The sequence below is a fragment of the uncultured Bradyrhizobium sp. genome (assembly GCF_947648125.1).
Taxonomy (GTDB): domain Bacteria; phylum Pseudomonadota; class Alphaproteobacteria; order Rhizobiales; family Xanthobacteraceae; genus Bradyrhizobium.
This window is the reverse complement of record NZ_CANSMR010000027.1, coordinates 77,577-91,017: the sequence shown is the minus strand read 5'-3', so window position 1 is coordinate 91,017 and position 13,441 is coordinate 77,577. Positions and strand designations below refer to the sequence as shown.

The 13,441-nt window shown below is 64.1% G+C and carries 10 protein-coding genes and 1 pseudogene; 5 read left to right on the top strand and 6 right to left on the bottom strand.

The genetic code is table 11. The features are described from left to right. Positions 1 to 1,490, top strand: a pseudogene (locus Q0030_RS32625) (hypothetical protein); the annotation flags it as partial. 638 nt (positions 1,491 to 2,128) lie between these two features. On the opposite strand, the gene pyk reads toward Q0030_RS32625, so the two are convergent. The 6 genes from pyk to Q0030_RS32595 all read right to left on the bottom strand — a co-directional run bounded on the left by pyk (position 2,129) and on the right by Q0030_RS32595 (position 8,522). Next, on the bottom strand, positions 2,129 to 3,544 hold the full coding sequence (pyk, locus tag Q0030_RS32620) for a pyruvate kinase (protein ID WP_298376713.1): 1,416 nt from the start codon (positions 3,542 to 3,544) through the stop codon (positions 2,129 to 2,131). A gap of 3 nt (positions 3,545 to 3,547) precedes the next feature. Next, positions 3,548 to 4,843 carry a glycerate kinase gene (locus Q0030_RS32615; protein WP_298376711.1) on the bottom strand — a complete coding sequence of 432 codons (1,296 nt, stop codon included), beginning with the start codon at positions 4,841 to 4,843 and terminating at the stop codon, positions 3,548 to 3,550. Continuing rightward, the gene (oxlT, locus tag Q0030_RS32610) at positions 4,833 to 6,152 is read right to left on the bottom strand and encodes an oxalate/formate MFS antiporter (RefSeq protein ID WP_298376709.1); all 1,320 of its coding nucleotides are present in this window, start codon (positions 6,150 to 6,152) and stop codon (positions 4,833 to 4,835) included. Before oxlT ends, Q0030_RS32615 begins: the two co-directional genes overlap by 11 nt. A 66-nt stretch (positions 6,153 to 6,218) precedes the next feature. Then, positions 6,219 to 7,001, bottom strand: coding sequence for a fumarylacetoacetate hydrolase family protein (locus tag Q0030_RS32605; protein WP_298376706.1), 783 nt, complete (start codon positions 6,999 to 7,001; stop codon positions 6,219 to 6,221). A gap of 5 nt (positions 7,002 to 7,006) precedes the next feature. After that, positions 7,007 to 8,023, bottom strand: coding sequence for a 2-dehydropantoate 2-reductase (locus tag Q0030_RS32600; RefSeq protein WP_298376704.1), 1,017 nt, complete (start codon positions 8,021 to 8,023; stop codon positions 7,007 to 7,009). A gap of 85 nt (positions 8,024 to 8,108) precedes the next feature. Then, positions 8,109 to 8,522 carry a CBS domain-containing protein gene (locus Q0030_RS32595; protein WP_298376702.1) on the bottom strand — a complete coding sequence of 138 codons (414 nt, stop codon included), beginning with the start codon at positions 8,520 to 8,522 and terminating at the stop codon, positions 8,109 to 8,111. 238 nt (positions 8,523 to 8,760) lie between these two features. On the opposite strand from Q0030_RS32595, the gene Q0030_RS32590 reads away from it, so the two are divergent. The 4 genes from Q0030_RS32590 to Q0030_RS32575 all read left to right on the top strand — a co-directional run bounded on the left by Q0030_RS32590 (position 8,761) and on the right by Q0030_RS32575 (position 13,419). Beyond that, positions 8,761 to 9,603: an IclR family transcriptional regulator C-terminal domain-containing protein gene (locus tag Q0030_RS32590; protein ID WP_298376698.1), complete on the top strand. Its 843-nt coding sequence runs from the start codon at positions 8,761 to 8,763 to the stop codon at positions 9,601 to 9,603. Positions 9,604 to 9,794: 191 nt separating this feature from the next. Then, positions 9,795 to 11,582, top strand: coding sequence for a glyoxylate carboligase (gene gcl, locus Q0030_RS32585; RefSeq protein WP_298376695.1), 1,788 nt, complete (start codon positions 9,795 to 9,797; stop codon positions 11,580 to 11,582). Between the two features lie 38 nt (positions 11,583 to 11,620). Beyond that, positions 11,621 to 12,406 carry a hydroxypyruvate isomerase gene (hyi, locus tag Q0030_RS32580; protein WP_298376692.1) on the top strand — a complete coding sequence of 262 codons (786 nt, stop codon included), beginning with the start codon at positions 11,621 to 11,623 and terminating at the stop codon, positions 12,404 to 12,406. Between the two features lie 125 nt (positions 12,407 to 12,531). Next, on the top strand, positions 12,532 to 13,419 hold the full coding sequence (locus Q0030_RS32575) for a 2-hydroxy-3-oxopropionate reductase (protein WP_298376689.1): 888 nt from the start codon (positions 12,532 to 12,534) through the stop codon (positions 13,417 to 13,419). Positions 13,420 to 13,441: the final 22 nt, after the last annotated feature.

Below are 13,441 nucleotides of genomic sequence, written 5' to 3'. Positions count from 1 at the left end.
AGATCGATGTTGCGGCAGCGAACCTGTCGCAGGTGAGCTACGTGTTCGGCCCCGGTGGTTCGACGCCCGATACGCTCTGGGTGAAAGCCAATGACGGCAGCATGTGGAGCACCTGGAAGAGCTTCACGGCAACACCGGGCCCCGACACGGCCCCGGTCGTGACGGCACCGAACGTGACCGCCAATCACGGCGAGTTCTCGACGCTCGCTTCGAGCCTGTTCTCGGTCAGCGATGCCGAGAACGATGCGATCACCCAGTATGCGTTCTGGGACACCGGCGGCAACGGACACTTTGTGGTCAATGGTGTCGCGCAGGCGGCCAATGCCGAGATCGATGTCTCGGCGGCGAACCTGTCGCAGGTGAGCTACGTGTTCGGCCCCGGCGGCTCGGCGCCCGATACGCTCTGGGTGAAGGCCAATGACGGCAGCATGTGGAGCGCCTGGAAGAGCTTCACGGCAACACCGGGGCCCGACACGGCTCCGGTCGTGACGGCATCGAATGTCAGTGGCATTCATGACCATTCGGTGGCGGCCTCGACCTTGTTCTCGACCTCGGATGCCGAGCACGACACGATCACCCAGTACGCGTTCTGGGACACCGGCGGCAATGGCCACTTTGTGGTGAATGGTGTCGCGCAGGCGGCCAGCGCCGAGATCGATGTTGCGGCAGCGAACCTCTCGCAGGTGAGCTACGTGTTCGGCCCCGGCGGCTCGGCGCCCGATACGCTCTGGGTGAAAGCCAACGACGGCAGCATGTGGAGCGCCTGGACGAGCTTCACGGCCACCGCAACCAACCAGGCGCCGACGGTCTCGGTCTCCAACGTCGTGACGGTCTCGGGGCAGACCTTTGCTGCTGCGAACCTCGTCACGGCGACGGACGCCGACGGCGATGCCATCACGAAGTATGCGCTGTGGGATTCCAACACCAACGGGCATTGGAGCGTCAACGGAGCTACGCAGGCCGCGAATTCCGAGATCGACATCACTGCGGCGCAACTTTCCCAGACGACCTATCAGGCCGGCTCGGGCACGGACCAACTCTGGATCCGTGCGTATGACGGCATCGCGTGGGGGGCTTGGCAGCCTTTCAACGCGACTGGCGAGAGCTCCGGCAACGCCAACATCGCAGCGGGCGCCACCCTGGAATTGCCGGGGGCGTCGAGCGCCACCGTCGCGTTCCAGGGTTCGACAGGGACGCTGAAGCTCGACAATTCCGCGAGCTTTGCGGGCACGGTCGCCGGGATGACCGGTTCGGACGCGATCGATTTCGCGAACATCAATTTCGCGAACGTTCAGACTCCGAGCTTCAGCGGAGACTCATCGCACGGAACGCTCACGGTGACGGACGGCACCGTCACGGCGAGTATTGCGCTGCTCGGCAACTACATGGCCTCGACCTTCACGACCTCGAGCGACGGCCATGGCGGGACCCTGGTTGTCGATCCGCCGGCGACGCAGGTCAGCCAGCTGGCGCAGCCGCAGCATGCGTAAGGGCGCGACCGTGAGGCATGCGGAGAGATCGCTGGGATAGGATGATCGTGGGGACCTGTTGCGGGTCCCCACAACGGTAAGACCGCATGTCCGCCTCTGCCGGTGAGGTGGCTCGCCCTACACTGCGCGTCCGAGGGTTGCTCGGGTGGTCCGAGCCGATCCTCATCACAGGGGGACGAGCCGTGGCGGATTATAGGGAAGCGTTTGTCGGAGCCGGTTTGGAAAGCAACGGCCGGGTGCCAGCGGCGTGCGGTCGCCATTTTACCCCTCATGGAGGGTGCCGATCGTCACGTGAACCTTTTGCCCAGATGTGTAGACGTAATGTCTACCGGGGTTTTGCATTTCCTTCCTGGGGCTAGAGCCGACGCCGTCCGCATGCATTTTAAGCGGGCGGTGTCGTGCTGATCTGAACCACTGCCCCGTCGCAGCATCCCGCTCCCGCGCGCGGAGGCGGCCTATGAAGCGAATACCCACGAGCGAAGCGATCATCACCGTCGCCTTATTGGTGATATTCGCGCTCGTGATCTGGTTTGGCGCCATGCCGTGAGACTTGGGCGCCCGGCGCAACGAGCCCGAGAAATCCCGACGGGCCGGATGCGTCGGGTGTCTGGGACCGCGTGCCGGGCGACGGCGCCCCGTCAAGGGAGCGAAACGACCCGCAGGTTGTTGGTGCTTCCCGCCTGCCCAAAGGGAATGCCGGCGACAACGACCAGCAGGTCCCGGCTTGATGCAAACTGCTCCGCATGCGCGAGCGTCGTCGCGCGCTCCACCATCTCCTCATAGCTCCCGACATCGTCGGAAAGAACGCTATGCGCGCCCCAAAGCAGGCACAAGCGGCGCGACACTTCGCGGCTTGGGGTGATGGCGAGGATCGGCAGGCTCGGCCGCTTGCGTGCAACGCGTGCGGCCGTGGTGCCGCTCGACGTGTAAGCCACGATGGCCGCGGCGTGAATGACGGAGGCGAGATCGGCAGCGGCCGTTGCAACGGCGTGCGGCGGCGTTTGCTCTTCGCCGGGCTGGGTCGCCTCGACGATCGAGCGGTACATCTTGTGCTGCTCCGTGCTGCGGATGATACGATCCATCATCTCGACGGCCTCGCGTGGATAGCGCCCCGTCGCGGATTCCGCCGACAGCATCACAGCGTCTGCGCCATCATAGATCGCGGTCGCGACGTCGGAGACTTCCGCGCGCGTCGGGGTCGGCGCGGCGACCATGGAGTCCAGCATCTGCGTGGCGACGATCACGGGCTTCACCGCGAGACGGCACGCCCGCACCAGCTCCTTCTGGCGCCCCGGCACGTCCTCATGCGGAATTTCGACGCCGAGATCTCCCCGCGCAACCATGATGGCGTCGCACAGCTGGATGATGTCGTCGATCCGCTCGAGCGCTGCCGGCTTCTCGATCTTGGCCATCAGGCCGGCGCGGTCGCCGACCAGGCTTCTCGCCTCGATGATGTCGGAGGGCTTCTGCACGAACGACAAGGCGACCCAGTCGACACCGAGGTTCAAACCGAACTCCAGATCGAGGCGGTCCTTGGCGGTGAGCGGCGAAAGATCGAGCACCGTCCCTGGCAGATTGACGCCCTTGTGGTTCGAGATCGTGCCGCCGACGATCACCTTGGCTTCGATGAAATCGTCACCGAGCCCGGCAACGCGAACCCGGACCCTGCCGTCGTCGATCAGAAGGTCGTGGCCGGGGGCCACGGCGGCAAAGATTTCCCGATGCGGGAGCGGAATTGAGGTTCGCTCGCCATCCGATCCGGACAGCACGAACCGGATGGTCTCGCCGGCCACCACGGTAATCTTGCCATCGCGCAAGGTGCCGACGCGGATCTTCGGACCCTGAAGGTCCATCAGAATGCCGATCGGCCGGCCGACCTCCCGTTCCAGCTTTCGGATCGCGGCGTGGATGCTTGCGTGGTCACTCTGGGTTCCGTGGCTGAAGTTCAGACGGAACGTATCGACGCCGGCCAGCAGCAGCGCCTTGAGCATCTCGGGGGAACTGCTGGCGGGGCCGACGGTTGCGACGATCTTGGCCCGTCGATGACGACGCATGGATCACCTCATTGCTGGCGTGCCGGCCGCAACCAGCACGGCACGGATATCGTTGACATTGGTAAGCGTTGGGCCGGTGCGCACGAGGTCTCCAAGGCGGTCGAAGAACGAGTAGCTGTCATGGGCTGCCAGATAGGCCCGTGCGTCGAGCCCGCTCGCGGCGGCGCGCCGCAGCGTATCCGGACTGATCAAAGCTCCAGCCGCATCTTCCGTTCCATCAATACCATCGCTGTCTCCGGCAATCGCCCAGATATCTGACGTACCGGACAGGGCGATGACAAGTCCCAGCAGGAATTCGGTGTTGCGGCCGCCGCGGCCCGCCGGCCGGCGTCCGATCGTCACCGTGGTCTCGCCGCCGGATAGCAGCACAGCAGGGGCAGGGCCGGGCTGCGCATGGCCTGCGACCGACCGGGCGATGCCCGCCATGACGGTTCCGAGTTCCCGTGCCTCGCCTTCGATCGCGTCTCCAAGGATGATCGGGGTGAGACCCTCATCTCGCGCTACCTTTGCCGCAGCGTCAAGCGCGTGGATTGGCGCGGCAAGGATGCGGACATCGGCGTCGATCTCGCCGGGTTTCGGGGTCTCGTCGGCTTGCTCGAGCACAAGCCGCGCCGCGTCCGGCAGGTCGATCGCAAACCGGCTCACGATCTCCTGCGCATTGGCTGTTGTGCTGCTGTCCGGCAGCGACGGACCGGAGCCGATCGCCGCGGGATCGTCGCCGGGAATATCTGATATCACCAGGGTCGTGACGTGGGCGGGGCGGGCTGCGCGTGCCAGCCGTCCGCCCTTGATCGCGGACAGATGTTTGCGGACGACGTTCATCTCGGCAATCGTTGCGCCGCTTGCAAGCAGGGCCCGGTTGACCGCCTGCTTGTCGGCGAGGGTCATCGGGGATGCTGGAAGGGTCATCAGGGCCGAGCCTCCGCCGGACATCAGGGCGATGACCAGATCATCCGTTGAAAGTCCCTGAACGGCGTTGAGCATGCGAAGGGCGGCGGCGTTGCTCGTGTCGTCAGGCACGGGGTGAGACGCCTCGAGCACTTCGATGCGGCCCGCGGGAACAGAATGACCGTGGCGCGTGACCACGACACCTGAAAGGTCGACATCAGGCCAGGCCGCGTCGAGGCCTGCTGCCATCGCCGCCGAAGCCTTGCCGGCGCCGACGACGATGCATCTGCCCTTCGGCTTTGCCGGTAGGGCGCGCGCGATGGTTAGCCTTGGATCGCAGCTGGCGATTGCAGCATCGAAGATCTTCCGCAGCGCCGTCCGCGCCCGCAAGTCCGTCCAATCAGTGTTCAATCGCCGCGCTCCGGCCAGGTGCAGGCGCGATCGCGGCCTTTGCCGTCGTCTCACTGCCGAGAATGAACGCGCGCCGCATCGGCTTGATCACGAGCAAGGCCGTGAGGGCTGCTGTGGCATTGAGCGCAACCGCGACGATGAACACGGCCTGCCAGCCGAGCTGCGAGGAGATGATGCTCGCGAGCGGCACGAGCAGCGCCGCGGTGCCCTTCGCGGTGTAGAGCATGCCGTTGTTGGTGGTTGCGTATTTGGCGCCGAAGGTGTCGCCCGACGTCGCCGGAAACAGGCTGTAGATTTCGCCGAAGACGCCGAAATAGACCGCCGTCGCGAGCACGAAAACAACCGGAATGTGGCCGTAGGTGGACAGCGTCAGCAACATCAGCGCCGCAGTCGCGAACGCGATGAACATCGTGTGCTCGCGGCCGATCGTGTCGGAGACCCAGCCGAAGAACGGACGGCCGAAACCGTCGAACACACGATCGAGCGAGATGGCAAAGGTCAGCGCCGCCATCTGGAAGCCCGCCAGGGTGACCGGCGTATCCGCGATCTTGAAGTCGTGGGCGATCGGTCCGATCTGCGCGGCGGTCATCAAGCCGCCGGAAGCCACCATGACGAACACCAGGTACATGACCCAGAAGATCGGCGTGCGCAGGACCTGGGGCGGCGTGTAGTCGATCGCGCTCTGCGGCAGGTTGAGCTGCTTTTTCCTCGGGGCCTCGACGCCATGCGGCGGGCGCACGAACCAGGCCAGCAAGAGAACGATGAGGCCTTGCCCGATTCCGAACGTCAGGAAGGTGCTCTGGTAGCCGCTGGCGGCAATCATGTTGGCGATTGGCACGACGGTGAGCGCTGCGCCGGCGCCAAAGCCTGCGGCGGTCGCGCCCGCGGCGAGGCCGCGCCGGTCCGGAAACCATTTCAGCGCGTTGCCGACGCAAGTGCCGTAGACGGCGCCGGCGCCGATGCCCGCGACAACAGCCGCTGCATAGAGCATGACGAGAGAGGAGGCGTAGGAATTCAGCACCCAGGCCAAACCGATCATCAGCCCGCCGAACATGATGACGATGCGCGGGCCGTATTTGTCGACGAACCAGGCTTCCACCGGCACCAGCCATGTCTCCGTCATCACGAAGATCGTGAAGGCGAGCTGGATGGCGGGACGGCCCCAGTGAAACTTGTCGTCGATCGGATCAACGAACAGCGTCCAGCCGTATTGCAGGTTGGCGATCATCGCCATGCAGACGATGCCGATCGCGAGCTGGAGCCAGCGGAAGCCGCCGGGCGACGATGCCGGTTTCGTGCTGGAGATCATGTGCGCTCCCAAAAAGAGGTGTTGGTCGTTTGGTCCGGCTGCGTCGGGCTGTCGTCCTGTCGCCGCCTACTGACGAAATTCGTTGGTCAACTCGCCGATTCCGTCGATCGCGACGGTGACCGTATTGACGGGCTCCTTCATCACCCCGACGCCGATCGATGTCCCGCAGCAGATCAGGTCGCCCGGCAACAGCGTCATGTCGTGCGAGATCTTGCTGACCAGCGCCTGCGCGCTGAAGATCATGTCGGCGATCGGGTAGTTCTGGCGCTCCACGCCGTTGAGAATCGTACGCACCACAAGGCGTGCGGGGTCGAGGCCCGAGGCAATCACGGGACCGAAGGGGCCATATCCGTCAAAACCCTTGGCCCGCGCCCATTGCGGGAAGGTCGGGTCGCGATTGAGGATGTCGGCCGCGGTGACGTCGTTGGTGCAGGTATAGCCGAAGATGAAGGCGTCGGCCCGTTCGGGGGCGACGGCCGTGCAGCTTTTGCCGATGACAATGCCGAGCTCGCCTTCGTAGGTCGTCTTGCCATCGTAGCCCGTGGGGCGCGTGATGACGGCGCCAGGCGCGGTCACGCTGGTCTGCGCTTTCAACAAATACAGCGGTTCGGCCGGTTCAGGTGATTTCAGCTTCGCCGCCAGCGCGTGGAAATTGTTCCAGAGCGCGATGATCTTGCTCGGCTCCGTTGGCGCGAGCAGCTCGACATCGTCAAGCGCCAGCGTCTGTCCGGTCGGTCGTGTCTCGCCGAACATCTCGCCTGCGTGCACGGAGATGCCCGACGAGGTGAGTTGCCCGAAGCCGATGTCGGCATGGTGGCGGAAGCGGACCCAGCGTGTCACATTGGCCATCGCGATCACGCCACCGCAAGCGATTGGGCTTCGACGCCGGCCGCCCCGTCATAGAGCCCGGCCAGTCTGCTGCGCTGCGCGACCAGCGCCAGCACCGCATCGAGCGCGGGCGTCGCAATCCCGGTCATCCGGCCCATCTCCTGCACCACGGTGATCAGCGGGTCGATCTCGACGGGACGTCCACGCTCGAGATCCTGCAGCATCGAGGTCTTGTGCGCGCCGACCTTGCGTGCGCCCTCGATGCGGCGTTCGACATCGACCCGGAACCTGACGCCGAGGCTTTCCGCGATCGCCTGGGCCTCCAGCATGATCGCCCTGGACAGCGCGCGCGTGCCGGGATTGGTGCAGATCACGTCTAGGGTCGCGTGGGTGAGGGCGCTGATCGGGTTGAAACAGACATTGCCCCACAGCTTGAGCCAGATCTCGTCGCGGATGCGGTCGAGCACCGGCGCCTTCATGCCTGCCGCCGCGAACAGGGCGGCAAGGCGCTCGACATCAGGTGTGATCTCACCGGAGGGTTCGCCGAGCGGAAAGCTGTTGCCGTAGACGTGGCGGATCACGCCGGGCGCCTCGATTTCGGTGGCGGGATAGACCACGCAGCCGATGGCGCGCGCGGGATCGAGCTCGTTCCATTGCCGTCCGCCGGGATCGATGCTCTCGAGCGCCGATCCTTCGTGCCGTCCGCCGTGCTTGTAGAAATACCAATAGGGAATGCCGTTGACCGCGGTGACGATGCGGGTTCGCTCACCCAGCAGGGGACGCATCGGTTCGATGACGCCGGTGATCGAATGCGCCTTGAGGCAAATGATGACGAAATCCTGCTCGCCGAGTTCGGCGGGGTTGTCGGTACAACGGGGATGCACCACGCGCTCCTCTTCGCCAATCAGGAGCTTCAGGCCGTTCTGTTGCATCGCGGCGAGGTGCGCACCCCGCGCGACCAGGCTGACATCGGCGCCAGCGCGCATAAATTCGACACCGAGATAGCCGCCGATGGCACCGGCGCCGTAGATGCAGACCTTCATGAAATCCTCGCGAGCAGAGTGGGGGCACAGCATGAGCCGCAACGGCTCGAACCGGGTTGCGTGGCAATGGCCTCGGAAAAGTCCGTCAGGCCGCGCAGGCGGCTTCCTCCAAGGCAAAGCCGATGTCCCGCATGCTCACGACGCCGACGAGGCGGCCGTTGTCGATGACGGGAATGTGGCGGATGTCGTGACGGACCATCAGATGCTCGACATCGCTGAGCGCATCCTGCGAAGTGCAGGACACCAGCGGCCGTGGCGAAATGAACTGCGCGACTTTCGCGGCAAGACCACCCGTGCCGCGCTCGGCGATCACGGCGACGACATCGCGCTCGCTGAACATTCCAACCACGGCGGCGTCGACGCTGCGCGAGCCGTTCCTGACCACCAGTGCGCCGACATTGCTCGCGTACATCAGGTTCGCCGCAATGCTCACGGTTTCGCTGGAGCCGATCGTCACCACGTGCGCACTGTTGGTGCGAAGGATGTCCCCGACATACATGGCATGGTCCTCCCGGTTGCATCATTGGATCGTTAGGAAGCAATCGTGGTATACATTATCCCAGAAGTCAAACAAAAGAATCGACGTTTTCTGCAAGAAAAATGGCAAAAAGACTTACCTATTCTTCAATTCTGCTGCCTTGACTTTGGGGTCTTTTGGTATGCCATATACCAATCGTGGCGCTCGTTGTCGGCGAGCAATTTCGTTCTGAACCGCAACCGGTTAGGGGCAGGTCGTGATGAAAAGAGAGCCGATCCGGCGCAAGCCGTCCGATCCCGATTTTCGCGCGCCGCCGGATCAGGACGCGCGAGATGGCGGCGTTCAATCGGTCGATCGCGCGCTGCAAATCATGGAAGCGCTTGCAGAGGATGACGAAGGCTATCGGCTGACCGATCTTGCGATCCGCATCGGCTTGCCGCCGTCGACGGCCCATCGGCTGCTGACGACGCTGGAGAATCGCAGGTTCGTGCAGTTCGACCGCGAGGAGTCGAAGTGGCACATCGGCGCGCAAAGCTTCGTGGTCGGCTCGACCTTCATGCGCCGGCGCAATTTCTCCGCGCGGGCATTGCCCTATCTGCGCAAGCTGCGCGACCAGACCAGGGAAACCGCCAATCTTGCAGTGGTCGATGACGACTCCATCATCGTCGTATCCCGCATCGAAAGCCGCGAGATCATGCGCTCGCTGACCAAGGTCGGCGGACGCGTGGCGTTGATTGCCTCGGGTGTGGGGAAGGCGGTGCTGGCCGCGTATTCCGATGCCGACATCAACGCGATCATCCGCCGTCGCGGCATGCCGCGCCTGACGGAAAAGTCGATCATTCGGCCGGGCGAGCTGTTCAAGGAATTGGAGACCGTGCGACGCCAGGGCTATGCGGTGGACGATGAAGAGGCGCGGCTCGGCCTGCGCTGCGTGGCCGCAGTCGTCTTCAACGATTGCAGCGAGCCGTTCGCCGCGGTTTCGGTATCGGGCATGGCGGACCGGCTCACGGACGAGCGCTTGCCGGAGATCGGCGCCATCGTGCACCAGATCGCAGCCGAGCTCTCCGCGGAGCTTCGGGGCAGCAGCCGAACGCAACCGTAGCAGGCGCAAGGCCTGCTGCTGTTCTCGCCGTTGCCGTTTTCCATTGTTTCGCCGGCGCTAATCTCTTGGAGACATGCAAGAAATCGCAAGCGCTGCCATAGCGCGGAAATTCCAATTGATTGCGTTGAGATCGATGACCCCGGGCCTGATGATCATGCTCAGGCCAACTCATAGCGAAGCGGGATCATCAGATGAAGATGCGAGCAATCGATGCAGCAGTGCGCATTCTCGAACGCGAGGGGATCACCTGCGCGTTCGGCGTTCCCGGCGCCGCGATCAATCCGCTTTACTCCGCGCTGAAGCGCAACGGCTCGATCCGGCACATTCTGGCGCGCCACGTCGAGGGCGCCTCGCATATGGCGGAGGGCTACACCAGGGCGAAGGCGGGCAATATCGGCGTTTGCATCGGCACGTCGGGCCCCGCCGGAACCGACATGATCACCGGGCTCTATTCGGCGATCGCGGATTCGATTCCGATCCTCTGCATTACCGGTCAGGCGCCGCGGGCGCGGCTCTACAAGGAAGATTTCCAGGCCGTCGACATCGAGGCGATCGCAAAGCCAGTGACGAAATGGGCCGTCACCGTGCGCGAGCCGGCGCTGGTGCCGCGCGTGTTCAGCCAGGCCTTCCATGTCATGCGGTCGGGGCGGCCGGGACCGGTGCTGATCGATCTTCCCCTCGATGTGCAACTGGCCGAGATCGAGTTCGACGACGAGACCTATTCGCCGCTGCCGGTCTACCAGCCGACGGCGACGCGCAAGCAGATCGAGAAGGCGCTCGAAATGCTCAACGCCGCGGAGCGGCCGCTGATCGTGGCCGGCGGCGGGGTGATCAATGCCGATGCGTCCGAGCTGCTGGTCGCGTTCGCCGAAGCGGTCAACGTTCCGGTGGTCCCGACGCTGATGGCGTGGGGCGCCATTCCCGACGATCACGCGTTGATGGCCGGCATGGTCGGCTTGCAGACCAGCCATCGCTACGCCAACGCCACGATGCTCGAATCCGATTTCGTGCTCGGCATCGGAAACCGCTGGGCCAACCGGCACACCGGTTCGATCGAGACCTACACCAAGGGGCGCAAATTCGTCCATGTCGACATCGAGCCGACGCAGATCGGACGGGTTTTCAATCCGGACCTCGGCATCGTGTCGGACGCCAAGGCCGCGTTGGAGATGTTCGTGACCGTCGCCCGCGAGTGGCGAAAGTCCGGCAAGCTGCGCGACCGGCAGGCCTGGCCCGCAGCCTGTCGCGACCGCAAGCGCTCGATGCTGCGCAAGAGCCACTTCGACAACATCCCGATCAAGCCGCAGCGCGTCTACGAGGAGATGAACAAGGCGTTCGGCCGCGACACCTGCTACGTGACGGTGATCGGATTGTCGCAGATCGCAGGTGCCCAGTTCCTCAACGTCTATCAGCCGCGCAACTGGATCAACGCCGGGCAGGCCGGCCCGCTCGGCTGGACACTGCCTGCCGCGCTCGGCGTGCGCGCTGCCGATCCCGACCGCGACATCGTCGCGCTGTCGGGTGACTACGACTTTCAGTTCCTGATCGAGGAGCTTGCGGTCGGGGCACAGTTCAATCTGCCCTACATCCACGTCGTCGTGAACAATTCATATCTCGGGCTGATCCGGCAGGCGCAGCGCGGCTTCGACATGGATTATCACGTCCAGCTCTCGTTCGAGAACATCAACGCACCAGAGATCGGCGCCTACGGTGTCGACCACGTGACCGTCGCGGAGGGGCTCGGCTGCAAGGCGATCCGCGTGACGGACCCGAACGAGGCTCAGGCCGCGTTCGCGACCGCGCGCGAGTTGATGGCGAAGCACCGGGTGCCCGTGGTGGTGGAGTTCATTCTCGAGCGGGTCACCAATATCGCGATGGGAACGGAGATCGACAACATCGTCGAATTCGAGGAGGTGCTCGATCTCCCGCTCGATGACGTGCCGAGCGCCCAACGATCCGGCACGCTGTTGCCGGCCTGACGACATCATCCAGCGCTGCCCCAAGCGGAGATAGACCCGTGCCTCAATTTGCCGCCAACCTCACCATGCTCTTCAACGAGCTGCCGTTCCTCGATCGGTTCGCAGCCGCCAAGGCCGCCGGCTTCAACGCAGTCGAGTATCTCTTTCCCTATGACTTCGAAAAGGGCGCGTTGCGCGAGGAATTGGCGCGCTGTGGGCTGACCCAGGTGCTGCACAATCTTCCGGCCGGCAATTGGGCCGCCGGCGAGCGGGGCGTTGCGATCCTGCGCAATCGGGTCGACGAATTTCGCGACGGCGTAGTGCGCGCGATCGACTACGCGAAGGCGCTGGATTGCCGGCAGCTGAACTGCCTGGTCGGCATCGCTCCCGCCGGCGCGGATGCGGCAGAGCTGCGCGAGGTCCTGGTGTCCAATCTGCGCTTCGCCGCCGGCGCGCTCGGCCAGCATGGCATCAAGCTCCTGATCGAACCGATCAACACGCTCGATATTCCCGGCTTCTTCCTGAACGGGACGGAACAGGCGGTGCAGCTCATGTCCGACGTGGGCTCATCCAACCTGTTCATCCAGTACGACATCTATCACATGCAGATCATGGAAGGTGATCTGGCGCGGACCCTGCAAAAGCATCTCGACCGGATCGCGCATGTCCAGCTCGCCGACAATCCTGGCCGCTATGAGCCGGGGACCGGCGAGATCAACTATCCCTATTTGTTCAAGCATCTCGACAGCATCGGATATCGCGGCTGGATCGGATGCGAATACAAGCCGCGGACGACCACACTCGAGAGCCTTGCCTGGCACGCCGCGCAGACTTTCGTGACCTAGAGCTTTTCCGTTCCGATCGAATCGGAACCGAGCTCTGGATTTTGTTTTTGACGCGTTTTCTTCACGCGAAGCGGTATCCGCTTCGCTGGAAAACATCCTAATCCGGCTGACAGGAGCGACGACACATGAAAGACATAGGATTCATCGGGCTCGGCACCATGGGACGTCCGATGGCGAGCCACCTCCTGGCTGCCGGCTATCGCCTGTTCCTGCACGACGTTGCGCCCATTCCGCCCGAGCTGATTGCGGCCGGTGGTGTCGCTTGCGAGTCCGCGAGGCAAGTGGCGCAGGAAGCGGACGCCGTGATCATCATGGTGCCGGATACGCCGCATGTCGAAGCCGTGCTGTTCGGTCAAGGAGGCGTCGCGGAGGGGGTCTCCAAAGGCATGATCGTGGTCGATATGAGCTCGATCTCTCCGCTGGCGACGAAGGAGTTTGCACGCAAGATCGATTTGCTCGGAGCCGACTATCTCGACGCGCCGGTTTCCGGCGGCGAGGTTGGTGCAAAGGCGGCAAGCCTGACCATCATGGTTGGCGGGCGGGAGCGGGCGTTCAACGCGATGAAGCCCCTGTTCGACGCGATGGGGAAGAATGTCACGCATGTCGGGGGTAATGGCGACGGCCAGACCACCAAGGTTGCGAACCAGATCATCGTGGCACTGACCATCGAGGCGGTGAGCGAGGCGCTGCTGTTCGCGTCCAAGGCCGGCGCCGATCCTGCGCTGGTGCGCAAGGCGCTGATGGGCGGCTTCGCCTCGTCCCGGATCCTTGAAGTGCACGGCGAGCGTATGCTTAAGCGCAATTTCGATCCGGGCTTTCGCATCGAGCTGCACCAGAAGGATCTGAACCTCGCGCTGGAAGGCGCGCGGGCACTCGGCTTGTCGTTGCCGGGCACCGCGGCTGCCCAGCAACTGTTCAACGCCTGCACCGCCCTCGGCGGCAAGGCGTGGGACCATTCCGCAATTTTGAGGGCACTGGAAGTCATGGCAGGCCACGAGGTGGCGGCTGCCTGAGCTTCATGCAATGATCACGGTG